The 26,196-nt window shown below is 32.8% G+C and carries 22 protein-coding genes and 2 pseudogenes; 9 read left to right on the forward strand and 15 right to left on the reverse strand.

Annotated features, from left to right (window positions below):
* Position 1: 1 nt before the first annotated feature.
* From JQN76_RS14150 to JQN76_RS02570, 9 genes and pseudogenes are all read right to left on the reverse strand, one after another.
* A pseudogene (locus JQN76_RS14150) lies at positions 2 to 73 on the reverse strand (hypothetical protein); the annotation flags it as partial.
* Between the two features lie 173 nt (positions 74 to 246).
* A complete protein-coding gene (locus tag JQN76_RS02535; RefSeq protein ID WP_000794565.1) occupies positions 247 to 444 on the reverse strand; it encodes a helix-turn-helix transcriptional regulator in 198 nt (65 codons plus the stop codon).
* Positions 445 to 609: 165 nt separating this feature from the next.
* Positions 610 to 1,332 (reverse strand): ATP-binding cassette domain-containing protein, encoded by a 723-nt coding sequence (locus tag JQN76_RS02540; RefSeq protein WP_000960712.1) that lies wholly within the window; start codon positions 1,330 to 1,332, stop codon positions 610 to 612.
* Between the two features lie 11 nt (positions 1,333 to 1,343).
* On the reverse strand, positions 1,344 to 1,787 hold the full coding sequence (locus tag JQN76_RS02545) for a stage II sporulation protein M (protein WP_001557563.1): 444 nt from the start codon (positions 1,785 to 1,787) through the stop codon (positions 1,344 to 1,346).
* A gap of 58 nt (positions 1,788 to 1,845) precedes the next feature.
* Entirely contained in the window at positions 1,846 to 3,564 is a 1,719-nt protein-coding gene (locus JQN76_RS02550) for a hypothetical protein (protein ID WP_000517850.1), read from the reverse strand.
* Between the two features lie 37 nt (positions 3,565 to 3,601).
* Positions 3,602 to 3,823, reverse strand: coding sequence for a putative cyclic bacteriocin (locus JQN76_RS02555; protein WP_000915920.1), 222 nt, complete (start codon positions 3,821 to 3,823; stop codon positions 3,602 to 3,604).
* Between the two features lie 206 nt (positions 3,824 to 4,029).
* Positions 4,030 to 5,208, reverse strand: coding sequence for an ABC transporter permease (locus tag JQN76_RS02560; protein WP_001233237.1), 1,179 nt, complete (start codon positions 5,206 to 5,208; stop codon positions 4,030 to 4,032).
* Positions 5,205 to 5,885: an ABC transporter ATP-binding protein gene (locus JQN76_RS02565; protein ID WP_000571407.1), complete on the reverse strand. Its 681-nt coding sequence runs from the start codon at positions 5,883 to 5,885 to the stop codon at positions 5,205 to 5,207. Before JQN76_RS02565 ends, JQN76_RS02560 begins: the two co-directional genes overlap by 4 nt.
* Positions 5,882 to 6,994 (reverse strand): efflux RND transporter periplasmic adaptor subunit, encoded by a 1,113-nt coding sequence (locus JQN76_RS02570; RefSeq protein WP_001253190.1) that lies wholly within the window; start codon positions 6,992 to 6,994, stop codon positions 5,882 to 5,884. Before JQN76_RS02570 ends, JQN76_RS02565 begins: the two co-directional genes overlap by 4 nt.
* Positions 6,995 to 7,119: 125 nt before the next feature.
* Between JQN76_RS02570 and JQN76_RS02575 the strand changes: the two are divergent.
* Positions 7,120 to 7,708: pseudogene (locus JQN76_RS02575) on the forward strand (hypothetical protein).
* A 146-nt stretch (positions 7,709 to 7,854) separates the two neighbouring features.
* Here JQN76_RS02575 and JQN76_RS02580 read toward each other — a convergent pair.
* Entirely contained in the window at positions 7,855 to 10,644 is a 2,790-nt protein-coding gene (locus JQN76_RS02580; protein WP_000331341.1) for a type I restriction endonuclease subunit R, read from the reverse strand.
* Positions 10,645 to 10,856: 212 nt separating this feature from the next.
* Between JQN76_RS02580 and JQN76_RS02585 the strand changes: the two genes are divergently transcribed.
* Positions 10,857 to 11,138, forward strand: a complete 282-nt coding sequence (locus JQN76_RS02585; RefSeq protein WP_001550030.1) for a hypothetical protein — start codon at positions 10,857 to 10,859, stop codon at positions 11,136 to 11,138.
* A gap of 193 nt (positions 11,139 to 11,331) precedes the next feature.
* Here JQN76_RS02585 and rpiRb read toward each other — a convergent pair whose 3' ends face one another.
* The 4 genes from rpiRb to mupG are packed head-to-tail and all read right to left on the reverse strand — an operon-like array spanning position 11,332 to position 15,627.
* The gene (rpiRb, locus tag JQN76_RS02590; RefSeq protein WP_000181832.1) at positions 11,332 to 12,207 is read right to left on the reverse strand and encodes a pentose phosphate pathway transcriptional regulator RpiRB; all 876 of its coding nucleotides are present in this window, start codon (positions 12,205 to 12,207) and stop codon (positions 11,332 to 11,334) included.
* Positions 12,208 to 12,209: 2 nt separating this feature from the next.
* Entirely contained in the window at positions 12,210 to 13,664 is a 1,455-nt protein-coding gene (locus JQN76_RS02595) for a PTS transporter subunit EIIC (RefSeq protein ID WP_000159750.1), read from the reverse strand.
* A gap of 11 nt (positions 13,665 to 13,675) precedes the next feature.
* Positions 13,676 to 14,572: an N-acetylmuramic acid 6-phosphate etherase gene (murQ, locus tag JQN76_RS02600; RefSeq protein WP_000432017.1), complete on the reverse strand. Its 897-nt coding sequence runs from the start codon at positions 14,570 to 14,572 to the stop codon at positions 13,676 to 13,678.
* Positions 14,572 to 15,627: a 6-phospho-N-acetylmuramidase gene (mupG, locus tag JQN76_RS02605; protein ID WP_001836747.1), complete on the reverse strand. Its 1,056-nt coding sequence runs from the start codon at positions 15,625 to 15,627 to the stop codon at positions 14,572 to 14,574. The genes murQ and mupG overlap by 1 nt, the downstream gene beginning before the upstream one ends.
* Positions 15,628 to 16,212: 585 nt before the next feature.
* Here mupG and ptsG point away from each other — a divergent pair.
* Entirely contained in the window at positions 16,213 to 18,258 is a 2,046-nt protein-coding gene (gene ptsG, locus JQN76_RS02610; protein ID WP_001227723.1) for a glucose-specific PTS transporter subunit IIBC, read from the forward strand.
* Here the strand turns inward: ptsG and JQN76_RS02615 are convergent.
* Positions 18,237 to 18,338 (reverse strand): hypothetical protein, encoded by a 102-nt coding sequence (locus JQN76_RS02615; RefSeq protein WP_000982808.1) that lies wholly within the window; start codon positions 18,336 to 18,338, stop codon positions 18,237 to 18,239. The two genes, ptsG and JQN76_RS02615, sit on opposite strands and share 22 nt — an antisense overlap.
* Before the next feature lie 193 nt (positions 18,339 to 18,531).
* On the opposite strand from JQN76_RS02615, the gene JQN76_RS02620 reads away from it, so the two are divergent.
* The 6 genes from JQN76_RS02620 (at position 18,532) to argJ (ending at position 26,190) form a co-directional block, all read left to right on the forward strand.
* Positions 18,532 to 20,172 carry an alpha-keto acid decarboxylase family protein gene (locus JQN76_RS02620; RefSeq protein ID WP_001836742.1) on the forward strand — a complete coding sequence of 547 codons (1,641 nt, stop codon included), beginning with the start codon at positions 18,532 to 18,534 and terminating at the stop codon, positions 20,170 to 20,172.
* A 66-nt stretch (positions 20,173 to 20,238) separates the two neighbouring features.
* A complete protein-coding gene (locus tag JQN76_RS02625) occupies positions 20,239 to 20,796 on the forward strand; it encodes an isochorismatase family protein (RefSeq protein WP_001815518.1) in 558 nt (185 codons plus the stop codon).
* Between the two features lie 278 nt (positions 20,797 to 21,074).
* Positions 21,075 to 22,430 carry a branched-chain amino acid transport system II carrier protein BrnQ1 gene (gene brnQ1, locus JQN76_RS02630; protein WP_000728178.1) on the forward strand — a complete coding sequence of 452 codons (1,356 nt, stop codon included), beginning with the start codon at positions 21,075 to 21,077 and terminating at the stop codon, positions 22,428 to 22,430.
* A 252-nt stretch (positions 22,431 to 22,682) separates the two neighbouring features.
* A complete protein-coding gene (gene rocD, locus JQN76_RS02635) occupies positions 22,683 to 23,867 on the forward strand; it encodes an ornithine--oxo-acid transaminase (RefSeq protein ID WP_001084434.1) in 1,185 nt (394 codons plus the stop codon).
* Positions 23,868 to 23,905: 38 nt separating this feature from the next.
* Entirely contained in the window at positions 23,906 to 24,937 is a 1,032-nt protein-coding gene (argC, locus tag JQN76_RS02640; protein ID WP_000598481.1) for an N-acetyl-gamma-glutamyl-phosphate reductase, read from the forward strand.
* A gap of 11 nt (positions 24,938 to 24,948) precedes the next feature.
* Positions 24,949 to 26,190: a bifunctional glutamate N-acetyltransferase/amino-acid acetyltransferase ArgJ gene (gene argJ / locus JQN76_RS02645; RefSeq protein ID WP_000682606.1), complete on the forward strand. Its 1,242-nt coding sequence runs from the start codon at positions 24,949 to 24,951 to the stop codon at positions 26,188 to 26,190.
* Positions 26,191 to 26,196 lie beyond the last annotated feature (6 nt).

The raw sequence follows: 26,196 nt of genomic DNA on the forward strand, positions 1-26,196 counted from the left end.
GTCAACTTAGCTTAGTCAATGTATATTTAACATCACTTACTCTTTTTCTTTCATAATTAACACATTCAAATAAATGACATTTAATACTTTTCTCGATTAATTTTCTTTTTTAATTCTATTTTTGATTTAATAATGCTATATTTCGGTATTTTAAATTTATAATAAGTGTGTTTTCTTTTCAAAATAATAGCAGTTTCTGAGAAGAAATATATTGTCGACTTTTAGATTATCTTTCAATAAGCTCTTTTATTGTGGTTTCTCTCCAAATATCTCATCCAAATTTTTATTCAACACCGAACAAATATTTTTACATAGTGATAGAGAGGGGTTATGTACACCCTTTTCTATAAGAGATATTGTTTGTCTAGTTACTCCAACTTTATTTGCTAGCTCCTTTTGAGTCATAGATAGTGAAACTCTAGCTATTTTCAAATTATTTTTCACTTTTAATTATTCCGACTTCTTTTTTTTATAAGATTAACTAGACATATATAACCAAAATAAATAATTGGGAAACCAACTACATATGTAAAAAATTGTTTACTTAATCCATTAATGTAGAACATTATGACTGAAGTTAAAATATATACTACACTCATTACTAACAAATCATTTTTCTTCATAAGGTATCACCTCTTTTTGACTTTCTAACAACCATGTTTCTAACGTGGTTTGATTAAATGACTGTGCTTTTCGTTTATCTGTAAAACATCCATCTTTTAACAAATAAATATTTTCTGAGAGTTCTAAAATTGTATTAGGCAAATGACTAGTGAAAATTATTATCTTTTCTTTAGAAACTAATCCCTTTAAAATTCGTGTGAAATTTTTTTGAGCAACATGGTCAAGGGCATTAAATGGTTCATCTAATAATAAAACATTTGAATCTACTAATAACATAGAAGCAAAATTTAGTTTTTGCTTCATACCACTTGAAAAATTATATACAGGTATATTTAGATCTTCTATATTCAAACCTACATCTTTAATAGTTTTCTCAATAGTTATTTGATCTATTTTCCGATTATATAGGCTACATATTAAGTACAAATTATCTTTAGCACTTAAATTTTCATAAAAAAAGGGATTTACTGGTGTGTAAAAAATCTCTTTTTTTAGTGTGCTATTTTCAAAAATACTTTCACTATTTAAATATACATCACCTTTTGTTGGCATCAATATACTACTAATAATATTTAACAAAGTCGTTTTACCTGCCCCATTTACTCCCACTATGCAATTGATGCTCCCACTTCTAAACTTAGCATTCACATTATTCAAAACCATTTTTGAATTAGTAAATTTTTTTTGAAGATTATTTAAAACTAGCATGATACACTTCCTTAATTTATGGTTACATAAACTTCTAATAATGATGCGATTATTGTTAATACAATAACAGTTATTATTGTTGTTACAAAATTATGGAACATTTTATTTTTTATTTTATTTTTCTTTACCATTCTTTGATAAAGGTATGATAAAAAACCTAATGAGAATGTTGAAGCAATTAAAAGTGCTAAAATCTCAAATATAGCGTGTGGCGCTAATACTAATAGAATAGATTTTAATTGATTGCTATAGATTCCATGTGCTATAAAAAAGCCTAACATCCCAGAATTTATGAGTAACATACCTATATTTAACAGACCAAGTGTCAGAAAACCAAATATTGCAGAGAAGAAATAAATTAAATTATGAAAGAAAATCTCTTGTAAATTTAAATCTTGAGCAACTATCATTTTACCTAAATCAATATTTAATAAGTAATAAACCAAGCATCCCAATAATCCACCTATTATTAACACCAATATATTAAAAATAAAAATTTGTTTGTATTTAATACTATAAATATAAATCCCTCTTTCTCCAAGACTTTGTTATTTTTTGTTTAGAAAACCTAATAAACAACGAAACAAGTATTAAGGCTAAAATGTTGAAAATAATTATAAAAATCATTATGTCAATATAATTACGTTGAGATAAGTAACCTACAAATAGAATTAAAAAATATGATGACGATAAAAAATTCTTAACTTTATCAAAAACAGTATCTTCAAGAAAAATTTGTTCTTCAAAAGACTCTAATTCACTGTAATGTTGATGATTGAAATGTGGAGATAAATACGAAGGTAATAATGATAAATTAGGAATTATTACTGTATTGATGATTATTATTTCAAATCCAATTATATATAAATATATGTCTTGATTTAAAAATATTGCTAATAAAATAATAGCAAGTATTGTTTCTTTAAAACCAATAAAGCGAATTAGAGATAATTTAGAATCGTAAATTTGTTTAAAATCAGTGTTTGACATCCTATACAAACCGATACTTTTTCTATCTGAATCAAAACGTAATGATTTAGTAAAAAAATCCGTCCCCGCAGAAAAACTATCACGAGTTATAGTGTTTAATATCAAAATAAAAATAACTGCATTAGCTAACTGATTATATGCCATCTGTGAAAAATAGATTAAACACCCTAAAAAGAACCATATTGAATAACTAATATAGAAGAAAGGTTTATGTAAATTAACTTCTTCTTTGTTACTTATCCAGTGTTTTAGCTGTATTGTTGTTATAGCTTTTATTGAAATTGGCAACGAAAAATTAATATTTGTTGAAGATAGATAGATATCTTCTTTTCTATACCAAAACCCTATTTTATTAAAATAATATAACGCTATAAATAAAGCTATTGTAATAATCACAAATGATATATTCACAAAGTTTAATCTCATAAAAATAGTGTGAGGTGATATATAATCTAATAATTGCATAACTTTTTCATTAATAATAATGACTTCGTTCTTTATATCCTGAAAATAACTATACCATTCAAAAGTTTTCTTACTTTTTATTACATATGTCGAAAAAACTAAAAAGGGTTTTATTAATAAATTTACTAAAAGAAATGAGACGACAAATCCAATAACAGAAACAATGCTTCCCATCATAAAATTAAAAACACAATAGTGATAAGAAAATAATTTTTTTGTGCTTATGACTTTAATATTTATAAAAATAATTTGAATTACATAAGAGATTGTTGAAAAGTATATTAGTGCACAAAAAACCTTGAGGTTAAATATAAAAGGACTAATATGATATAAACTAATAGCCATACCAACTATCAACAAATTAAAATATCCAACAAACTTTTTTAAAACGTCTGAAGCATATATCAAGTTAAAAATGTCAACTTCTCTCAAACTAGATCTATATAACAGCTGTTTATCCATTGGATTGATCAATAATTTAGTTCTAGGTATTAATGGTATAAATACAATGTAAATAAACATACTCGCATAGAAATAATATTCTATAAAATCAATATAATCACTGAAATAGTCAGCTAACATAATAGTTGAAATAAATAATAATAGTGACGAAAAAATCAATTTAATTAAAAACAGTATTTTTGTAGTAACATTAAGTCGCGACCTTTTTACAATTTCAAATTTTCTACGGATAAAATATCTAAGATTAAATTTTAAATAGGTATAAAATATTGAATTATTCATTGAATCTCCTTTTTTAAAAAGAGGCTTTCCCAAAAAAGAAAGCCTCTCTTATAAAGAATTAGATTATCTTTTACCAAGCAGCTGTTTTTCGTACGCCCCAACGTTTGATAAATCTCATTACTGTTGCACGACCAAGAGCTGCAACCGCAGTACCAGCGCCACCACCAAAAGCAATACCAGCAACAGCTAGCGCGTTCCAAACACTACTTCCATTATATAAGGCAGTAATAAATGTAGTTATAGCTGAACCTTTGATTCCTGTCCAAGCTATTTTTTTATGTAATTTTAGCATAGGCCTTCCACCTCCTTCTCAAAAATATTATATAATATTTTTTTATATTTTAAAAGTAATATGTTATTTTTTGAGTAAATTCAATATATAATTTGCATTTTGCAATATATATCTTACTTTTATTCTAATACGCATTTCCATCGTTGGTGTTGATAGTCAGTTTAATATGATAATTAGTCTTCAGTACTTTTACCATTTTAAATTTACTATTTTATAATATCTAAGAGCTCTTTCTTAGATGCTGCGCGAGCTGGTATCCATCCAAAAAGAAGTCCAATTAATATCGACACACTAACCGCAATTATGACAGAACTCAAACTTACTACACTTTTAATATAATCTGGTGTTAATACATCAATTATTGTTGCAAACACAACACCTAAAATAAGTCCAATAAAACCACTTGTCACACATATTAAAATGCTCTCTATTAAAAATTGTAGTTCAATATCTCGACTTTTTGCACCAAATGCACGTCGTATCGCAATTTCTTCTGTTCTTTCAGCTACAGATATATACATGACATTCATAACTCCAATACCAGCAATAAAAAGTGAAATACCGGCAACAGCTGCTACAAAATAAGTAATACTATCAAAAATTTTATCAATACTTTTGATAATTTCTTCAGTGTCTGTATATGTATACTCACCTAAAACAGAGCCCGATCCTTTTTTATTTAATAGTGATTCTACTTTTTTAACTACAGTTTTTTTATTGTAACCATCTTCAATAATTATCTGTAAGGTAGGCAGACCTTGATGTAAGTGTCCCATATAGTAGTTGAATGTATTTTCAGGCATTATAACGGTAGATGAGTCAGAATATAGTTTATCCGTAATTCCTATGACTTCAAATCCCTGTCCCTCAATATATAGCGATTTACCAATAGCATTATTATTGAATACAGTTTTTGCTACTTGATCATTTATAACCACTATTTTCTTACGTAATTCATTATCCTCTTTATCAAACCCTCTACCTACTTTAAAAGAGTGTAAATTTTGTTTTTTTATAATGAAGATGTCACTTTTTTTCTGGACATTAGTTATTGTGGCTTCAATTCCTTCTTCTTTATTTTCCTTTAGCTTCGCATCTAGTACGCCATCAACTTGATTTACCAACTCTATATCTCTTTGATTAAAAGGATACTTTTTGATTTTCTCATCAACTTTAAAAGTAAAGCTAATCAACGCTTCTTGTTTTCCGGCGCCAGCATCTGAAAATTGATCAGCAGCAGTTTTTTTAAAGCCATTTCCCAAAGACATTATCGTAATAACAGAAGAAATACCGATGATTATACCTATCATTGTAAATATATTTCTACCTTTATTTTTCAATATTGATTTAAAAGCTATTGTAAAAATATTGAAAACTTTCCTCATTTAATCACCTCTTCATGTTGTATACGACCATCCAAAATATGAATTATTCGATCAGCTTTTTCTGCTACTTTACGATCATGTGTGACTAAAATAATTGTAGTATGATTATCTCGGTTTAATGATGTAAATATGTCCATAATAATTTTAGATGTATCTGAATCCAAAGCACCCGTTGGCTCATCTGCAATAATAAACTTTGGATTATTTATAATGGCTCGCGCAATTGCAACACGTTGTTGTTGACCGCCTGATAGTTTACTAGGAGTAAAATCACCTTTGCCATCTAGGCCTACAGCACTGAGCACAGTCATAACTTTATTCTTTCGTTCTATCGTATTCATATTTGTATATACCAGTGGCATACTTATATTTTCTAAAATAGTATTATTATGAATTAGTTTAAAATTTTGAAAAACAAATCCAACTGTTTTATTTCTTATGTTTGCCAATTGATTATCAGATTGTGTCTGATAATTACTTCCTTCAAACAAATATTCACCATGATACTCTCGATCTATAAATCCTAAGATATTAATCAGTGTGCTCTTCCCTGAGCCTGATGGTCCCATAATCGCTATGAATTCACCTGCATTGATATGTATATTAATGTCTTTTAAAACTCGAATATTTTTATCACCGTTTTTAAAAGTCCTATAAACATTCTTTAATTCTATCATGACGAAATCTCAACCTTATCACCATCATTCATTGTACTTTTAGGTTGTTTAATTAACTTGTCTCCAGGTTTTAACCCCTTTTCTACAATAATGTCACCATTGATTCTTTTTATACGAATATTCCGTTTTTCCACAATACTATTTTTATTAACAATAAAAACATTATTGCCTTTTGTTAATACTGATTTAGGTATTTTAATCGCATTTAATGGGACTTTAATTTCCAACGAATAACCTGCACGTATTGGTAGACTAAGATCATCAATTATAACTCCATACTTTGATAATTCAGAGTTGTTATTACTCTTAAATATTGGAGATGCCGAAATCGATTTTGAATTTGCTAATTCCCCATCGTTGTTACTTTCTGGTAAATGCAGGGCATCATTTTCGTGAAGACTTAAATTCTCTTCATAACTAATAGGCAACTCAGAGATTTGTTTTATAATCCCCGCTCCTGTTTTACCCGTACTCGTAATACTTAAGTTAACTTTGTCTCCTTTTTTGACTTTGTTTAAATCAAACTCCGTAACAGACGTTTTAATATGAGACTCCTTTGAAATGAGATACAGTATAGGTTGATTATCACTGTCATTATCTATATTCTTGATCATAATCTTGCCATCAAATGATGCATACATACTATCCCTATTTTGACTATCATACTGATACAATTGCTGTTGAGCTTCATATAATGTCTGCTTATATTCAATTAACTTCTTCTGTATCTCTCGATTGTTTAAACCTTTAGTAATGTTTAAATAAACTTCTGTAATAATATGTTGAGTATCATTTATCTTATCAACAAGTTGCTGTCGTTTATTACTATTTATTTTATAATTAATTAACATGTCTCCTTTTTTGACTGTTTGCCCGTCCGCTACTTGCACACCCAAATATGTTCCAACCTGATTATTTTTATAATATGTTTTAACTTCACGTGGATATGCCTTACCTTGTAAATCTAATTGTCTTTCTTTTTCAACCGTATATGTATTGTATGCTTCTTTACTCTCAGTTCCATAGTTAAAATGTTTCAAAATTTGTGATATCGTAATCAATACTAATAATACACAAATAACAATTAGCCATTTCCTTTTACGCCTCAATTTATGTCCTCCTATAAATGTTAAATACTCTTCAAACCATTTTTTATACTTAGTTTTAATAAAATATATTTTTTATATTATTTTTATGATAAAATATAGGAGAATTATATCATTAGGAGGTCTATATGTCATTATCAAAACTACCTTTGTTTAATCACTTTGCAAATATCCGCATTCAACCAAAGTTAATCATTAAGCTGTTTCTGACTTTGATAATAATTGTTACATATACATTTGTTAGTGGACTATAAAAAGTTATTGAGTGAAGCAGGACTCTCAGAGACATCATTAGCACAAATAAAAATTTTTAGTCAAATTAGTATTTTTTTCTCAAGAGTTTTCAGCGTATTATTTACATTTTTAATCATTCTAGTTATCTCTAGAATTATGCGCTCAGATGCTAATACAAAATCTATATTCTCTGCAACGTTAAGCTACATACTGTTTACAAATGCTATTAGTTTAATTATACTTACCATCCAAATAAGTGCCGGTTTATCATTAATTGACTATTCTATTACTAGTTTAAATATTTTTGCTAAAGGAAATCGCATTCTGGGTACTTTCGACTTACAATTTTTTGTACAAGCATACATACTTACAGTCATGCTAATTGGTACGTCGAAACTTTCTATACGAGCATCCACTATTTGGGGTATTATATATCTTATTTTAATTATCACTTTTTCTTTGATTAGTATTAGCATTCAGTGATATTTTCAGATAAAATGTCTCTATTAATTAATAAGTTTAAAACAAGGAACATTCGTTATATTCTTGATAAGATGAATTTAACAAATGAGCCTTTTCTAATGAAATAATAATGCCCCCTACACTAATCTAGCGAGGGGGCTGAATCATTACACACCGTATTTTTCAGTTGTTTCTGCCACGAAAGATTCAATGGCTTTTCTTGCTTTACGCTTTTCTTTCAATGGCAAATCACCAATCATTTTTTTAAGGTGATGTGGGTTTACAACACCACTATACTGGTAGTCATTTGAAATTGTTTTTAGGGCTTGTTCATCGATAGATCTCTCTCCAGCAAATCCTTTGAACTCCGCTTCTTTTTTAATACTTTCGAAATTAACATATTCTTGATCGATATCATCATCCTTATTTAAAGAAGGTACAACATTGTCGATGAATTCTCTAATTAGATCTCGTTTTAACCTCAATGTCGGATCATCTGCATGATCTAAAATGCGTCTAATTTGTTCTTGGTTACGACGTTGTTCCGCTTTGTCTTCAAGATCAATTTGTCTCAATATATTCATAATATAATTCACATTAATCGTATCATTACGCATCATTTCTATTTCGAAATCAATATCATTTAAAATGGATACTTTATTTTTCTCAGCCGTCGCTCTTTTTACTTGATCGTACACAGCTAAATATTTACTTTTATAGTCTTCATTCTCTTGTTCATCCATTCCAATTTCATCAATTGTAAACTCAAACTCGTCAAATGCTTTTAAACGTAATATTATTTTAGCTAATAAACGATAAGCTTCAACAAAGCGCTTTAGCTCTTCTTCATCTTGAATGTCATCAACCATGTGTGGTGTCGGCACAATCATTTTAAGCTCACGATAAGCGTCCATAAATTCTTTTTTATACTCTTCATAACTGCGCATTAAAATTGTATCCGTATCATTTGTTTGTGAGAATACTCTCAGTGCATCGTCTGTCTCTTTTTTCAAGTCACGATAGTTTACAATTTTACCAAATGGCTTTGATTCTTTTTCAACCCTATTTGTACGTGAATACGCTTGAATTAAATCATGATACATTAAATTCTTATCAACATATAAAGTGTTCAGTACTTTACTATCAAAACCAGTTAAGAACATATTAACAACGATTAAGATATCAATTTTACTATCTTTAACGCCCTTTTTAACGTTTTTTGAAATATGATTAAAATACTCATTAGTTGTGTCTGTTGAAAAATTCGTCTCGAACTTTTTATTATAATCACTAATCATTATCTCTAATTTTTCACGTGAATGATATGGCACTTCACCATCACGATCATCTTCATTAGGTTTAAACGTAAATATACCAGCTATCGTTAACGGTTGTTCCAACTTTTTGTTAAGTCGCTTAAATGTCTCATAATATTTAATAAGCGCGTGAATACTTTGGACTGTAAATATACTTGAATATTGACGATTACGTGTATATTTATCATGATTATTGATGATATGTCGTGTTACTAATTCCACACGTTTATCCGCTAACCATACTTCTTCCGTATCAATTGCTTCAACCATGCTGTTATCTTCTGCTTTTAAAGCTTTATTTTTAAAAGTATTAATATAGTCAACTGAGAAACCAAGTACATTACCATCATGAATGGCATCTCTAATTAAATACGTATGTAAGCATCTACCGAAAATATCTGCAGTTGTTCTACCATCTTGACTACTATTTTCTGGAAAACGTGGCGTACCAGTGAATCCAAAGTATTGGGCATTTTTGAAATGTTGTTTAACTAGACGATGCATGTCACCAAATTGACTGCGATGACACTCATCAATAATAAATACAACTTTATTCGTTTTATACTGTTCTAATAAATGGGCATTCCCTTGAATCGCTTTAGCCATTTTTTGAATCGTCGTTACAATAAGTGGCAAACTTTTATCATTTAGTTGGCGTACCAGTTGCGAGGTATTAAAAGTTTTGTCTACAGCACCCTTAGCAAATTTATTAAATTCCTCTTCTGTTTGACTATCCAAGTCTTTACGGTCAACCAAAAAGATAACTTTCTTAATGTCATCTTGCTGTGATAAAATCTGACTCGCTTTAAAAGAAGTCAACGTCTTACCACTTCCAGTTGTATGCCATACATATCCATTATTCCCTGTCTCAGTCGCTTGTTGAATAAGTGCTTCTACCGCATACACTTGATACGGACGCATTGCCATCAGTATTCTATCTGTTTCATTAATAATCATATAGCGCGATATCATCTTAGCTAATTGACAAGGTCTCATAAATGACTCAGCAAACGATTGCAATGTATTGATACGGTTATTCTGTTTATCACTCCAATAAAACATGTGACTCTTCAATAGTTCGCTATCATTATTAGAAAAGTATCGCGTTTCAACACCATTACTAATGATAAACATTTGTATGTAGCGGAATAAGCCTGTGTAATTTTGTTTGCGGTAACGTTTTACTTGGTTAAACGCCTCATTAATATCAATACCTCGACGTTTCAATTCAACTTGGACAAGGGGTAGTCCGTTGATTAATATCGTTACATCATAACGTGCTTTATATGTATCCTCGACAGATACTTGATTCGTCACTTGAAACTTATTTTTACACCAACTTTTCGTATCTAAAAACGACAAATAAATCTCAGACTCATCATCACGTCTAAGTGGTAATTTATCACGTAAAATACGGGCACTCTCGAAAATACTTTTTCCATCAATCATCGTTAACAGACGTTGAAATTCTTTATCTGTTAAGGGATTGCCTTCTAATTTGTCCGCATGACGCTCATTTAAAATCGTTCTAAAATTATCAAGCAATTGCTTATTATCACGTATCGTTACTCTTTCGTAACCCAATTGTTCAAGTTGATTCATCATTTCATTTTCTAATGCGTATTCACTTTGGTATGCCATTCATATCCCCTTCCATACACTTTCTATTGCTCTAAATATATCATAAACTTTAATGAAAAATGTTTGTTTTTTATCTTCAAACGTAAATTTATTCTAATTTTATTGTCTTATCTTTTAATATTTGTCTTTGAGGTAAGTCGTATACTAAAATTTGAATACAAATAATCAAATCATTGATAAATTTTTTGTCTACGATTAATGGAGGGACTTGAATGGTGTTAATTACCTATCAAATCATTTTATTTTTTATTATTAGTCTAAGTTACTATTTAACTTTAAATCATTACATGGCAGTCACTGTAGGTAACTTCACTTCAATATTCGGCATGTTCGCAGCCATACTCTTTATGTACTACTACCTACTCTATAAAAGTCCCGAATACAATCAACGCAAACGATTTAAACATTTCATTCATATCACTAATTTGATAATAATTGCTTTTAGCACCTTCGTATTAGTTCATTTAGCATTAAAATTATTCTTCAGCATTTAATTTCCATCTATGAAAAAAGCAAAGCTCAAATCTGAACTTTGCTTTAATTTGTCACGCCTTTATCATTTTCAAAATAGCCTCTATGCCAGTTTTACAAACTTGTAGCAACAATTTTTCATCAAGCAACTGAATCACATCAAAAACTTCAATTGTTTACGTTGCAACTAACTTTATGTTAGAACGCACACAATATCTAATGTTTAAAATCTATCGTCGCAAGATGCTTCCTGTAATTATCAAGTGCCATTTTCGATTGGGTTATACAATCTAGAATCGCATGATAATTTAATGCTACAAATCGATAGTACAATATATCTACCGTGAATAACTGTGCAAATAGTGACGTTGTAGCCGCCATACGCATTTCATTTTCATCAGTTCTGCCATAAATCAATGCATAGTCTGCAATTTGAGCCACTGGATTATTAGCTGTACTAGATATAGTTATGATGGGAATACTGTAATGTGTGGCCACCTGTGCAATTGACTGCAATTCACTATGACTACCTTGATTCGTCACAAAAATCATGCAATCTCTATCATCATGCGTCGCAAATGTTGACACAAGTAAATGCGTTTCATGTAATAACCTGACATTTAAGCCAATACGAGATAACTTTTGAAAAAGATCACCAATAGTCAAACTCGATGCGCCAAATCCAAATAAAAATATTGTCCTGGCATTTTTCAACACATCACAAATTGCATCAATTTGCGCATCCATAATATTAGTAGCTACAAATCGCATCGTATTCGTTGCTCTAGCAATCATTTTATTTTTCAAAGTTTCTACAGATTCATTTTCAATCAATTCTAAATGTGGATTGGTTGCAATATCTTCGGGTAAGTATCGAGATATCGCAATCTTTAGCTCTTGAAAACCTTGATGTGTCATTTTCCGACTAAATCTAACAATTGATGCTGTACTAACATTCGTAACATCTGCCAAATCATTCACAGTCATATCAATGATTTTATGTGGATTCTTTAAAATGTAATCAGCGATTATCTTTTCTGTCTTCGTAAAATCACTCAACTGCTTATCAATGCGATATAAAATATTTGTCATCATTAATCACCCAACAAATCTGTCTGTCGCATCGCCTTTGTCGTTCCAAATAAATATGTACAAACGAATCCACCAGCATACGCAGCAAGTAATCCTGCAATATAACCTAAATACATATTATCTGAGATTAATGGTAATAGTGACACACCACTTGGGCCTATTGCTTTGGCACCAATATGTCCAATTCCACCTATTACAGCGCCACCAATACCACCACCAATACAAGCAGTTAAGAAAGGTCGACCTAATGGCAAAGTCACACCATAGATTAATGGTTCTCCGATACCTAGGAAACCAACTGGCAATGCACCTTTTAAAGTATTACGTAATGTTGTGTTGCGTTTACATCTTACCCAAAGTGCTAATGCGGCACCTACTTGTCCAGCACCAGCCATCGCTGCAATTGGCAATAAGTAAGTAGCACCTGATTGGTTAATCATTTCTATATGAATTGGCGTAAAAATATGATGAAGCCCTAACATAACTAACGGTAGGAAGCTTGCACCAATGATAAATCCACTAAATACGCCACCAATACTAATAATTCCGTTAACTACTGAAACTAAACTGTCTGAAACAAAACCTGCTAATGGCATAAAGATAAAGATAGTTAATAGTCCTACAATCAACAATGCAATAGTCGGCGTTACAATAATATCAATCGCATTTGGCACAATTTTATGTAATCTCTTTTCGACAATACTTAAAATCCAAACGGCAAAAATAACGCCAATAATCCCACCTTGTCCAGGTTGCAATGGTTCTCCAGTGAAGACATTCATTAAAATATTTTTACCAGCAATACCCGTTAATAACGTTGTACCACCAATCACGCCACCAAGTCCTGGTGTCGCACCAAATTCTTTAGCCGCATTAATACCAGTGAAAATAGCTAAGTATGCTAACATACCGTCTTTAATGACATTAAATACTGTTATAAGTTGCGTAATCCAAGCACCTGAAATATAGCCTGCCACCATTAAGTTACTCAGTACTGCTGCAATACCACCAATTAATCCAGCTCCAATAAATGCAGGAATCAACGGTATAAAGATATTGGCAATTGATTTCAATACTTTATTCAACTTACCATTCTTTTGTTTTGCTTTATGCGCTTCCTTATTCGCCTTTGCTTTATCAGCTGCATATGATTTATAGTCCATTTTTTCACTATCATTGTGATGGTGTGGTATTGGGTCACCTAGTTTAACACCACTTAATTCCGCCATATGATTAGCCACTTTATTGACTGTACCAGGTCCAACCACAACTTGAATGCGTTCATCGTGTATAACACCCATGACACCATCAATATGCCTTAGTTCTTGGTCATCTACTTTATTCTCATCTAATACTTTAATACGCACACGTGTCATACAGTTCATGACACTATCTATATTATCCATACCACCTACTGCAGCAATAATTCGTTCTGCAAGTTGTTGTTCTTTGGTCATTTAAATCCCTCCTAAGGTTGTCTATCTCTGATTGCTCGTTTAACAATGTCACCATTGTTTAATAACCGTCTTGTTGCTTCTTCCTTAGAAATGCCACACATACCCATAACTGTCGCAACTTTCACATCATGCTCAGATACCTGATATAACGCCATTGCTTCATCATATGTGATAGCACATATTTCTTGAATAATACGCACTGAACGGTCGATCAGTTTTTGATTGGTTGCTTTAACATCAATCATGAGGTTATCGTAAACTTTTCCGACACCAACCATTGTGATGGTTGAAATCATATTTAAAATTAACTTTTGTGCTGTACCAGACTTTAAACGTGTTGAACCAGTTAATACTTCTGGACCAACTTTAACTTCTACTGGATACTGCGCAATTTCACTTATAACTGCATGTTCATTGCATGAAATAGATACTGTTGTAGCACCGATTGTGTTAGCAAATGTTAAACCGCCTATAACATATGGCGTTTTGCCACTCGCGGCAATTCCTATAACGACATCTTTTGATGTTAAATCTATATTTTTCAAATCTTCTTCCGCTAATTTTTTGTGATCTTCCGCACCTTCTACAGCCATCGTCATAGCATGTTGTCCACCAGCAATAATACCTATAATTTCATGAGGGTCAGTATTGAATGTAGGTACACACTCCGCTGCATCTAAGACACCCAACCTTCCACTTGTACCTGCACCGATATAAATCAATCGTCCACCCTTTTTATACTGTGCAATTGTTTTTTTAATTACTTTTGTCAATTGTGGTATTGCCTTTCGAACTGCTAACGGGACTTGCTGATCTTCTTTATTCATCGTAATTAAAGCCTCTTCCACAGTCATTTCATCAAGATGCATCGTCGCTTCATTACGCGCTTCGGTCGTACTATTTTCCATCACTTCTTACACTGCCTAGTTTTTTGAAAATCAAATGTATCATTCGGCTCGATACAACTTAACAGTGGTAAGTCTTCTTTAATAATTTGTGCAACAACATTCACATTGTCATGTGCACTAAGCGTTTGTCTCACAATTTGCATTTCGCCTTGATAACGTCCGTTATTCAAATTATCAACGGTTACTGAACCAATGCGTCGTTGCGTCGTAAACTGTGGTTGAATCGAATGTGGACATATTTGTCTTGACGTTTCCGAACGAATGACATTTTCCGGATTATCCGGGCGTACTTTATGACACATATCGAAAAGGTAAGTCACTGTCGTATCAAACACTTCTTCAATACATAACGTGAAATGCCTATGCTTGCAAAAATCTATAAGTTGTTTTGCCTGCCTCATTTCAATCAATGAGTCTCCAACTAACACTTCAGATACACCAGTTTCTTGTAATAATTTAGCTGCAACGACAGGATGACTATGTCTCGTTGCTTCAATTGTTGGCAAGCCTTTATGCAAAGGACCTCGCAAATCACTCCCTACAATAAAACCATATATTTGTGCCTTTGGATTAAATTGATAAATGAGTTCATTTTTCTTATTGACCAAGTCAACAGATAATCCCGTATCTGGTCTTGGATAATAGTTATGACAAAATGAAAGTAATGTAAAATCATTCAATTGTTGATGTAAGCTTGTTAACAATTCCCGGGAAATAATACTTGCATTCAAACAGCACTTTAAACCCTGTGCCATTATCGCTTCGATTGCCTCAATTGATGTACTATGATCGATACGAATCATAAATTGTGCATCATATTGTCGAAGATGGTCATAAAAAGATGGTGTTAAAATAGATGGATTAGCATCTATGAGGTAAGTCACTTGTTCATGTTTTAATAAATTGAGTAGTTTTGTGAAATAATGATATTTTGTCTCGTCATCTTCTTCTGGTATTTGTACAGATGTAAAAATCATTTGGTAACCTTGTTTAATCATTCGCTTAATATACGCTTCATCTAAAGGTTGTCCTAAATACACTGAAAAGCCTGTCAAAGTAGCCCTCCTTAACAATATAATTATTAGGAAAATATAGTCGAGTTGTGTAATCGCTTACATTTTACTATAAGAGAAAACACATTACAATATTAATCAGTTAAAGCCTGTTCATTGTAATAATCTTACATATTTCTGTCACAAGTTAATTATTACACCATCAAAGATTATCCTTTCTTTTAAGTGCTGATAATAGCTGCTACTGCTGGATTATTACAATAACTTTTATACATTTTATTCAGGATTATCTTATATTATGTTTTAATAATAATCTGTGAACAATTAAGAGATTTGAAATTGAATTTAATAATTGTATTGAAAACGCATACTTCACCATGCTAAAATAGGAGTCGCAAACAAATAAGATTCAATAAGATGTGATGGTAAGCTAGATAAACTAACGTATCAGTTTTATATACTACTTAGTCAATTGCTTCTTTTACATTAATTACATACACCAACGTGTTACTAAGTAAGATTAGGCATGAGTTAAATTAAGCTGTGATGGTTACCAACACAGTCTATTTGCTCGTGTCTTTTTTTATTGAATCTTAAATAATAAATACAACTTTGGAGGTTGGACAAGTGAGGAAGAAACTTTTCGGTCAATTGCAACGTATTGGTAAAGCGCTAATGTTACCTGTTGCGATTTTACCAGCAGCTGGTCTGTTATTAGCTATCGGTACAGCTATGCAAGGTGAATCATTACAACACTACTTGCCGTTTATACAAAATGGTGGCGTACAAACTGTCGCTAAATTAATGACAGGTGCTGGTGGTATCATTTTTGATAACTTGCCTATGATTTTCGCATTAGGTGTCGCAATCGGATTAGCTGGCGGTGATGGCGTAGCAGCTATCGCAGCATTCGTCGGTTACATAATCATGAACAAAACAATGGGCGACTTTTTACAAGTTACACCTAAGAATATTGGTGATCCAGCGAGTGGTTACGCTAGCATTTTAGGTATCCCAACATTACAAACAGGTGTGTTCGGCGGTATTATAATCGGGGCCCTGGCAGCTTGGTGTTATAACAAGTTCTATAACATTAACTTACCATCTTATTTAGGTTTCTTCGCTGGTAAGCGTTTCGTACCTATTATGATGGCTACAACATCATTTATTTTAGCATTCCCAATGGCATTAATTTGGCCAACGATTCAATCAGGATTAAATGCATTCAGTACAGGATTATTAGATTCAAATACTGGTGTTGCCGTATTCTTATTTGGTTTCATCAAGCGTTTATTAATTCCATTCGGTCTACATCACATTTTCCACGCACCGTTCTGGTTCGAGTTTGGTTCATGGAAAAATGCAGCTGGTGAAATTATTCACGGTGACCAACGTATCTTTATCGAACAAATTCGTGAAGGCGCACATTTGACAGCTGGTAAATTCATGCAAGGTGAATTCCCTGTTATGATGTTCGGTTTACCTGCAGCAGCTTTAGCAATTTATCACACAGCTAAACCTGAAAATAAGAAAGTAGTAGCAGGTTTAATGGGTTCTGCTGCTTTAACATCATTCTTAACTGGTATTACAGAACCATTAGAATTCTCATTCTTATTTGTAGCACCATTATTATTCTTTATTCACGCAGTACTTGATGGTTTATCATTCTTAACATTGTACTTATTAGATCTTCATCTAGGTTATACATTCTCAGGTGGTTTCATCGACTACTTCTTACTCGGTATACTACCTAATAAGACACAATGGTGGTTAGTTATTCCTGTAGGTCTTGTATACGCAGTTATTTACTACTTCGTATTCCGATTCTTAATTGTAAAATTAAAATACAAAACACCAGGTCGTGAAGATAAACAATCACAAGCGGCTACTGCTTCAGCAACTGAATTACCATATGCAGTATTAGAAGCTATGGGTGGCAAAGCAAACATTAAACATTTAGACGCTTGTATCACACGTCTACGTGTTGAAGTTAACGACAAATCTAAAGTTGATGTTCCTGGTTTGAAAGATTTAGGCGCATCTGGTGTATTAGAAGTCGGCAATAATATGCAAGCAATTTTTGGTCCTAAATCTGACCAAATCAAACATGAAATGCAACAGATTATGAATGGTCAAGTAGTAGAAAACCCTACTACTATGGAAGACGATAAAGACGAAACTGTTGTTGTTGCAGAAGATAAATCTGCAACAAGCGAATTGAGCCATATCGTTCATGCACCATTAACTGGTGAAGTAACACCTTTATCAGAAGTGCCTGATCAAGTGTTCAGCGAAAAAATGATGGGTGACGGTATCGCTATTAAACCTTCACAAGGTGAAGTTCGTGCACCATTCAACGGTAAAATACAAATGATTTTCCCAACAAAACATGCAATTGGTCTTGTATCAGATAGTGGTTTAGAACTATTAATCCACATCGGTTTAGACACTGTTAAATTAAACGGAGAAGGCTTTACTTTACATGTTGAGGAAGGTCAAGAAGTTAAACAAGGTGATTTATTAATCAACTTTGATTTAGACTACATCCGCAATCATGCAAAGAGTGATATTACGCCTATTATCGTGACACAAGGAAACATTACAAACCTTGATTTTAAACAAGGTGAACATGGCAACATTTCATTTGGCGATCAATTATTTGAAGCTAAATAATGCTTACTATAAACAGGTGCGTATACCTTCATAAGGTGACGCGCCTGTTTTTTCTTTGCTATTGTATTTTGCGGCATCATTGATAGTTCGCTCTCCCCTTAAATTTTGAATTTTAAGATCATCAATTAAAGCCCCCCTTCATACTCATTTCCTAAAAAAATATTAATTGTTCACTATTGTTAGCGTTTTCACAACAAAGTCAACTTCCTTGACCTTACACTATATTCGAGGCTATCATTTTAAGTGTAAATATAGAGAAAAGGTGGTTTTTTTATGAAACAACGCATTGGAGCTTACTTAATTGACGCTATTCATCGAGCAGGCGTCGATAAAATTTTTGGTCTTCCTGGTGATTTTAATCTCGCTTTTCTAGACGATATTATCAGCAATCCCAATGTAGATTGGGTAGGAAATACAAATGAATTAAACGCAAGTTACGCAGCGGACGGTTATGCCCGTCTTAATGGACTCGCTGCATTAGTTACTACATTTGGTGTTGGCGAATTAAGTGCCGTCAACGGTATCGCAGGTTCATATGCTGAACGCATACCTGTCATTGCGATTACAGGTGCGCCGACACGTGCTGTTGAACATTCCGGTAAATATGTACATCACTCACTAGGTGAAGGTACATTTGACGACTACCGAAAAATGTTTGCACATATAACCGTTGCACAAGGTTATATCACACCTGAAAATGCAACAACCGAAATACCACGTTTAATTAATACAGCAATCGCCGAAAGACGCCCAGTTCATTTACATTTACCAATCGATGTCGCAATCTCTGAAATTGAGATACCGACACCATTTGAAGTAACGGCAGCCAAAGATACGGATGCATCAACATATATAGAGTTATTAACATCTAAATTGCATCAATCGAAGCAGCCTATCATCATTACTGGACATGAAATTAACAGTTTTCACCTCCATCAAGAATTAGAAGATTTTGTAAATCAAACACAGATACCAGTAGCACAACTTTCATTAGGAAAAGGTGCTTTTAATGAGGAAAATCCATATTATATGGGTATTTACGATGGGAAAATTGCCGAAGATAAAATACGAGATTATGTGGACAACAGCGATTTAATTTTAAATATTGGAGCCAAATTAACAGATTCAGCAACAGCAGGTTTTTCATACCAATTCAATATCGATGATGTCGTTATGTTAAATCATCACAATATCAAAATTGACGATGTTACAAATGATGAAATATCTCTACCATCATTGTTAAAACAGTTATCCAATATTTCATATACGAATAACGCAACGTTCCCTGCGTATCATCGTCCAACATCACCCGATTATACTGTTGGCACAGAACCATTAACACAACAAACTTATTTTAAAATGATGCAAAATTTCTTAAAACCAAATGATGTCATCATTGCTGATCAAGGTACATCATTCTTTGGTGCTTATGATTTAGCATTATACAAAAACAATACTTTTATAGGGCAACCGTTATGGGGTTCTATCGGCTATACATTACCTGCAACATTAGGTTCACAATTAGCAGACAAAGATCGTCGTAACTTATTATTAATTGGTGATGGCTCATTGCAACTAACTGTTCAAGCTATTTCAACTATGATTAGACAGCATATTAAACCGGTATTATTTGTGATTAATAATGACGGCTATACGGTAGAACGACTTATTCACGGCATGTATGAACCTTATAATGAAATTCACATGTGGGATTATAAAGCTTTACCAGCTGTATTTGGTGGTAAAAATGTTGAAATTCATGACGTTGAATCATCAAAAGATTTACAAGACACGTTTAATGCAATTAATGGTCATCCCGATGTGATGCATTTTGTCGAAGTCAAAATGTCTGTCGAAGACGCACCGAAGAAACTGATCGATATCGCTAAAGCTTTTTCACAACAAAATAAATAATTTCATCGTATACAGGGTATAAGTTTAAGCGAATACTTTATTAAACGAATAGGACTCTGATATAAGATGATTAATTTTAATAAAACCGCTTTAGTGTTAATCGACCTGCAAGAAGGTATACTTAAGATGAATTATGCGCCACATACAGCTGAAAATGTCGTTCAAAACGCTAATAAATTAATAGATGTTTTTAGAAAAAACAATGGCTTTATCGCTTTTGTTCGCGTGAATTTCTATGATGGTAAAGATGTATTGCAACCAAATGCAATGATCTCATTACCACCAAAAGAAGGCGACGACTACAGTCGTTTCCATCATTTATTAGACAAGAGAGATGACGATTTTGTCATAGACAAACGACATTTTAGTGCATTTGTAGGAACAGATTTGGACTTACAATTGCGACGTCGAGGAATTGATACGATTGTTCTTGGTGGTGTCGCAACGCATATTGGTGTAGATACGACAGCACGAGACGCCTATCAATTAAACTACGATCAGTATTTTGTTACTGACATGATGAGCGCTCAAAACGAAACGCTACATCAATTCCCAATAGATAATTTATTCCCATTGATGGGACAAACAATAACTACAAACGACTTTCTAAATATATTGAACTAAGCATACACTTACCCCCTTCGATCATGTTGAAGGGGGTATCTTTATTTTACAAAGTATTAATACGTCGGGTTGTCTAACCTCCTATCTATAAACTTAGCCTATATCTGTTAAATCGTTCTTAACTTACGCCCCTACTACATAAAAAACAGTATTTATTCCGGAATTTTCAAAAAATTTAGTATTTATTGCAAAATTATGTATCACTTTATGTTTAATTTTTGATATTATCTTAATTAAGTAGATTTTTATAAGTTCTAAAAAGGAGAACAAATACATATATGAAGAAGAAACTAACATTTAAAGAAAACATGTTTATAGGTTCTATGTTATTTGGTTTATTCTTTGGTGCCGGCAATCTTATCTTCCCAATACACTTGGGGCAAGCTGCTGGTTCTAACGTTTTTATCGCTAACTTAGGATTTTTAATTACAGCAATTGGCTTACCATTTCTAGGTATCATTGCTATTGGCATTTCAAAGACATCTGGTTTATTTGAAATTGCATCGCGTGTTAATAAAACATATGCTTACATTTTCACGATTGCCTTATATCTAGTTATCGGACCATTTTTCGCCTTACCTAGACTGGCAACTACATCATTTGAAATTGCATTTTCGCCATTTTTATCACCAAAGCAAATCACTTTATATTTATTTATTTTTAGCTTCGTCTTCTTTGTGATTGCATGGTTTTTTGCGAGAAAGCCATCAAGAATTTTAGAATATATCGGTAAATTTTTAAATCCGGTATTCTTAGTATTATTAGCAATTATTTTATTATTTGCTTTTATCCATCCATTAGGTGGCATATCTGATGCACCTATTAGTAAACAATATCAATCAAATGCCTTATTTAACGGCTTTTTAGATGGATACAATACCTTAGATGCGCTAGCGTCATTGGCATTTGGTATCATCATTGTTGCAACGATTAAAAAGTTAGGTATCGAAAATCCAACTGATATCGCTAAAGAAACAATTAAGTCTGGTACTATCAGTATCATTATGATGGGGATCATTTATACCCTACTAGCAATCATGGGTACATTAAGTATTGGTCATTTCAAACTTAGTGAAAATGGTGGTATTGCCTTAGCGCAAATTACGCAATACTACTTAGGTAACTACGGTATCGTCCTGTTGTCACTTATCGTTATGGTTGCTTGTTTAAAAACAGCCATCGGTTTGATTACGGCATTTTCAGAAACATTCGAACACCTTTTCCCTAAAATGAATTACCTAGCGATTGCAACAGTTGTAAGCTTTATTTCGTTCTTATTCGCGAATGTTGGCTTAACTAAGATTATTATGTACTCAGTCCCAGTGTTAATGTTCTTATATCCATTAGCAATTGCCTTGATTGTACTAACATTATTTAGTAGCAAATTCCATCATTCAAAAATTATTTATCAATGTACCATTTTCTTTACAATGATTGCTGCATTAGTAGATGGATTAAAAGCTAGTCCAGAGTTCATTTCAAGCACATCATTCTCACAAACTTTGATTAATTTCAGCCAAAAATATTTACCATTATCAGACATTGGTATGGGCTGGGTTGTTCTCAGTTTGATTGGTTTCATTATCGGCTTCATTATTTATAAAATTAAGCATCGTAAAATTCCACAAGCATAATACTATGCCACAGTCATATGTTAAACATATGCTTGTGGCATTTTTTATTCATACTACATTAAACTGCAATCGTATACATACATATCAATGATTATCCACAAAAAATATTAGTACTTTCATTTTACAAATCACATTAATACAAACACAACCTTATCTTTATATTATTAAATTTACATTTGACACTTATATTGAACAACTGTAATATATTAATATTAATTCTTTAAATTGTATAAATATAAAGGAGGGAGACCGATGAATTCAATCATTGAATTAACTGATTATTATAGCTCTAATAATTATGCACCACTTAAGCTTGTCATTTCTAAAGGTAAAGGTGTCAAAGTTTGGGATACTGATGGCAAACAATATATAGATTGCATTTCGGGTTTTTCAGTTGCAAACCAAGGCCATTGTCATCCAACAATTGTTAAAGCGATGACAGAACAAGCTTCAAAGTTGTCTATCATTTCACGTGTCCTTTATAGTGACAATCTCGGGAAATGGGAAGAAAAAATTTGTCATCTTGCTAAGAAAGACAAAGTACTCCCCCTTAACTCTGGTACTGAAGCTGTTGAAGCAGCCATTAAAATTGCTAGAAAATGGGGCTCTGAAGTTAAAGGCATTACTGACGGACAAGTTGAAATCATCGCTATGAATAACAATTTTCACGGTCGTACACTTGGCTCATTATCACTATCTAACCACGACGCATATAAAGCAGGATTTCACCCCCTACTTCAAGGCACTACAACTGTAGATTTTGGAGACATTGAACAATTAACACAAGCTATTTCACCAAATACAGCAGCAATTATTTTGGAACCAATTCAAGGTGAAGGTGGCGTTAATATACCACCGAAAGGATATATTCAAGCTGTGCGTCATCTATGTGATAAATATCAAATATTATTGATTGCAGATGAAATTCAAGTTGGTCTTGGTAGAACTGGGAAATGGTTTGCGATGGAATGGGAGCAAGTTGTTCCAGACATTTATATTTTAGGTAAGGCATTGGGTGGCGGCTTATACCCTGTATCTGCTGTACTTGCAAATAATGATGTCATGCGTGTTCTAACACCAGGTACACATGGTTCGACATTTGGTGGTAACCCTTTAGCCATTGCAATATCGACGGCAGCGCTTGATGTACTTAAAGATGAACAACTGGTTGAACGATCAGAACGCTTAGGTTCATTTTTATTAAAAGCGTTGCTACAACTTAAACATCCTAGTATTAAAGAAATTAGAGGTCGTGGTTTATTTATAGGCATAGAGCTTAACACAGATGCTGCACCTTTTGTGGATCAACTGATTCAACGTGGAATCTTGTGCAAAGACACGCATCGTACTATCATTCGATTGTCACCACCTCTAGTCATTGATAAAGAGGAAATCCATCAAATTGTTGCAGCTTTTCAAGACGTTTTTAAAAATTAACAATTAATCATTTATATATGATATAGGAGGGATTCATGATGATTAAAGTAGGTATCGTTGGCGGTAGCGGTTATGGCGCAATTGAATTAATTCGATTGTTACAAACACATCCTCATGTAACGATTGCACACATCTACTCACATTCAAAAGTAGATGAACCGTTGAAATTAACATTTCCACATTTACAACATATTATGCAACATTTCGAAGCACTTACAGTGGACAATAATGACTGTGATGTGATTTTCTTTGCGACACCAGCACCCGTAAGTAAAACATGTATCCCTCCCTTAGTAGAAAAAGGTATTCATGTTATCGATTTATCTGGCGCATTTAGAATTAAGAATCGTGAAATATATGAAGCATATTACAAAGAAACTGCTGCAGCACAAGATGATTTGAATCATGCTATTTACAGCATTTCAGAATGGCAATCGTTTGATAACAATGGAACGAAGCTCATTTCTAATCCTGGCTGTTTCCCTACAGCAACATTATTAGCATTACATCCACTTATTAGCGAAAAAATAGTAGATTTGTCATCTATTATTATTGATGCTAAGACCGGCGTGTCAGGTGCTGGTCGTTCATTATCACAACGTGTTCATTTTTCAGAAATGAATGAAAATCTAAGCGCTTATGCAATCGGAAACCATAAACACAAACCGGAAATCGAGCAATATTTATCTATCATTGCGGGTCAAGATGTATCAGTCATATTTACACCACATCTCGTACCAATGACACGAGGTATTTTATCAACAATTTATGTCAAATTTTCATCTGAATATACGACTGAATCATTACATAAATTAATGACCTCTTATTATGCTAATCAGCCATTTGTCAGAATTAGAGATATTGGGACTTTTCCAACCACAAAAGAAGTACTCGGTAGTAACTACTGCGATATCGGTATCTATGTAGATGAAACATCACAAACAGCAATTTTAGTATCAGTGATTGATAACCTTGTCAAAGGCGCAAGTGGGCAAGCCATTCAAAATTTAAATATATTATATGATTTTGAAGTGACGACTGGCCTAAATCAATCACCAGTTTATCCATAAGGGGTGTTAGAATGAAACATCAAGAAACGACATCACAACAATATAACTTTTCAATTATTAAACATGGCGATATTAGTACACCTCAAGGCTTCACGGCTGGTGGTATGCACATCGGTTTACGCGCTAACAAAAAAGACTTTGGGTGGATTTACTCATCGTCTTTGGCAAGTGCAGCTGCCGTATATACTTTAAATCAGTTTAAAGCTGCACCACTTATTGTCACTGAAGACACTTTACAAAAGTCTAAAGGAAAATTACAAGCACTTGTTGTTAATTCAGCTAATGCAAATTCTTGTACCGGTCAACAAGGTATCGATGATGCACGACAAACACAAACATGGGTTGCTCAACAACTTCAAATACCATCTGAGCATGTTGCTGTTGCTTCAACTGGGGTCATTGGTGAATATTTGCCTATGGATAAAATTAAGACTGGGACCGAACATATTAAGGATGCTAATTTTGCAACGCCAGGTGCGTTTAACGAGGCAATTTTAACAACTGATACCTGTACAAAACATATCGCTGTATCACTAAAAATCGATGGTAAAACCGTTACAATTGGTGGTAGCGCCAAAGGTTCAGGTATGATTCACCCAAATATGGCTACCATGCTTGCTTTTATAACAACCGATGCATCGATTGAATCGAATACACTTCATCAATTATTAAAATCTTCGACTGACCATACATTTAATATGATTACTGTTGATGGCGATACAAGTACAAATGACATGGTATTAGTCATGGCAAATCACCAAGTTGAACACCAAATACTTAATCAAGACCATCCACAATGGGAAACATTTGTTGATGCATTCAATTTTGTCTGTACATTTTTAGCTAAAGCTATAGCCAGAGATGGCGAAGGCGCAACAAAGTTAATCAGTGTCAATGTTTCAGGCGCTAAGTCAATATCAGACGCAAGAAAAATCGGTAAAACTATCGTAAGTTCAAATCTAGTAAAATCAGCTATTTTTGGCGAAGATGCCAATTTTGGTCGAATCATTACAGCTATTGGCTATAGCGGATGTGAAATTGATCCTAAATGCACATATGTTCAACTGAACCAAATACCTGTCGTTGATAAAGGTATGGCTGTACTATTTGATGAGCAAGCTATGTCGAACACATTAACTCATGAACATGTCACAATTGACGTTCAACTTGGTTTAGGTAACGCTGCAGCGACTGCATACGGTTGTGATTTATCCTATGATTATGTGCGTATCAACGCATCATATCGAACATAAGGTGGT

It is taken from the genome of Staphylococcus sp. SM3655, assembly GCF_016917315.1.
Taxonomy (GTDB): Bacteria; Bacillota; Bacilli; order Staphylococcales; family Staphylococcaceae; genus Staphylococcus; species Staphylococcus aureus.

Bases quoted from the DNA above. Each gene is read 5' to 3' on its own strand.
- argJ (WP_000682606.1), top strand. From the start codon at position 24,949: ATGAAACATCAAGAAACGACATCACAACAATATAACTTTTCAATTATT.
- rocD (WP_001084434.1), top strand. From the start codon at position 22,683: ATGAATTCAATCATTGAATTAACTGATTATTATAGCTCTAATAATTAT.
- murQ (WP_000432017.1), bottom strand. From the start codon at position 14,572: ATGGAAAATAGTACGACCGAAGCGCGTAATGAAGCGACGATGCATCTT.
- JQN76_RS02625 (WP_001815518.1), top strand. From the start codon at position 20,239: ATGATTAATTTTAATAAAACCGCTTTAGTGTTAATCGACCTGCAAGAA.
- JQN76_RS02580 (WP_000331341.1), bottom strand. From the start codon at position 10,644: ATGGCATACCAAAGTGAATACGCATTAGAAAATGAAATGATGAATCAA.
- argC (WP_000598481.1), top strand. From the start codon at position 23,906: ATGATTAAAGTAGGTATCGTTGGCGGTAGCGGTTATGGCGCAATTGAA.
- JQN76_RS02560 (WP_001233237.1), bottom strand. From the start codon at position 5,208: ATGAGGAAAGTTTTCAATATTTTTACAATAGCTTTTAAATCAATATTG.
- JQN76_RS02620 (WP_001836742.1), top strand. From the start codon at position 18,532: ATGAAACAACGCATTGGAGCTTACTTAATTGACGCTATTCATCGAGCA.
- JQN76_RS02565 (WP_000571407.1), bottom strand. From the start codon at position 5,885: ATGATAGAATTAAAGAATGTTTATAGGACTTTTAAAAACGGTGATAAA.
- brnQ1 (WP_000728178.1), top strand. From the start codon at position 21,075: ATGAAGAAGAAACTAACATTTAAAGAAAACATGTTTATAGGTTCTATG.
- JQN76_RS02595 (WP_000159750.1), bottom strand. From the start codon at position 13,664: ATGACCAAAGAACAACAACTTGCAGAACGAATTATTGCTGCAGTAGGT.
- rpiRb (WP_000181832.1), bottom strand. From the start codon at position 12,207: ATGACAAATATTTTATATCGCATTGATAAGCAGTTGAGTGATTTTACG.
- JQN76_RS02615 (WP_000982808.1), bottom strand. From the start codon at position 18,338: ATGATGCCGCAAAATACAATAGCAAAGAAAAAACAGGCGCGTCACCTT.
- JQN76_RS02555 (WP_000915920.1), bottom strand. From the start codon at position 3,823: ATGCTAAAATTACATAAAAAAATAGCTTGGACAGGAATCAAAGGTTCA.
- JQN76_RS02585 (WP_001550030.1), top strand. From the start codon at position 10,857: ATGGTGTTAATTACCTATCAAATCATTTTATTTTTTATTATTAGTCTA.
- JQN76_RS02540 (WP_000960712.1), bottom strand. From the start codon at position 1,332: ATGCTAGTTTTAAATAATCTTCAAAAAAAATTTACTAATTCAAAAATG.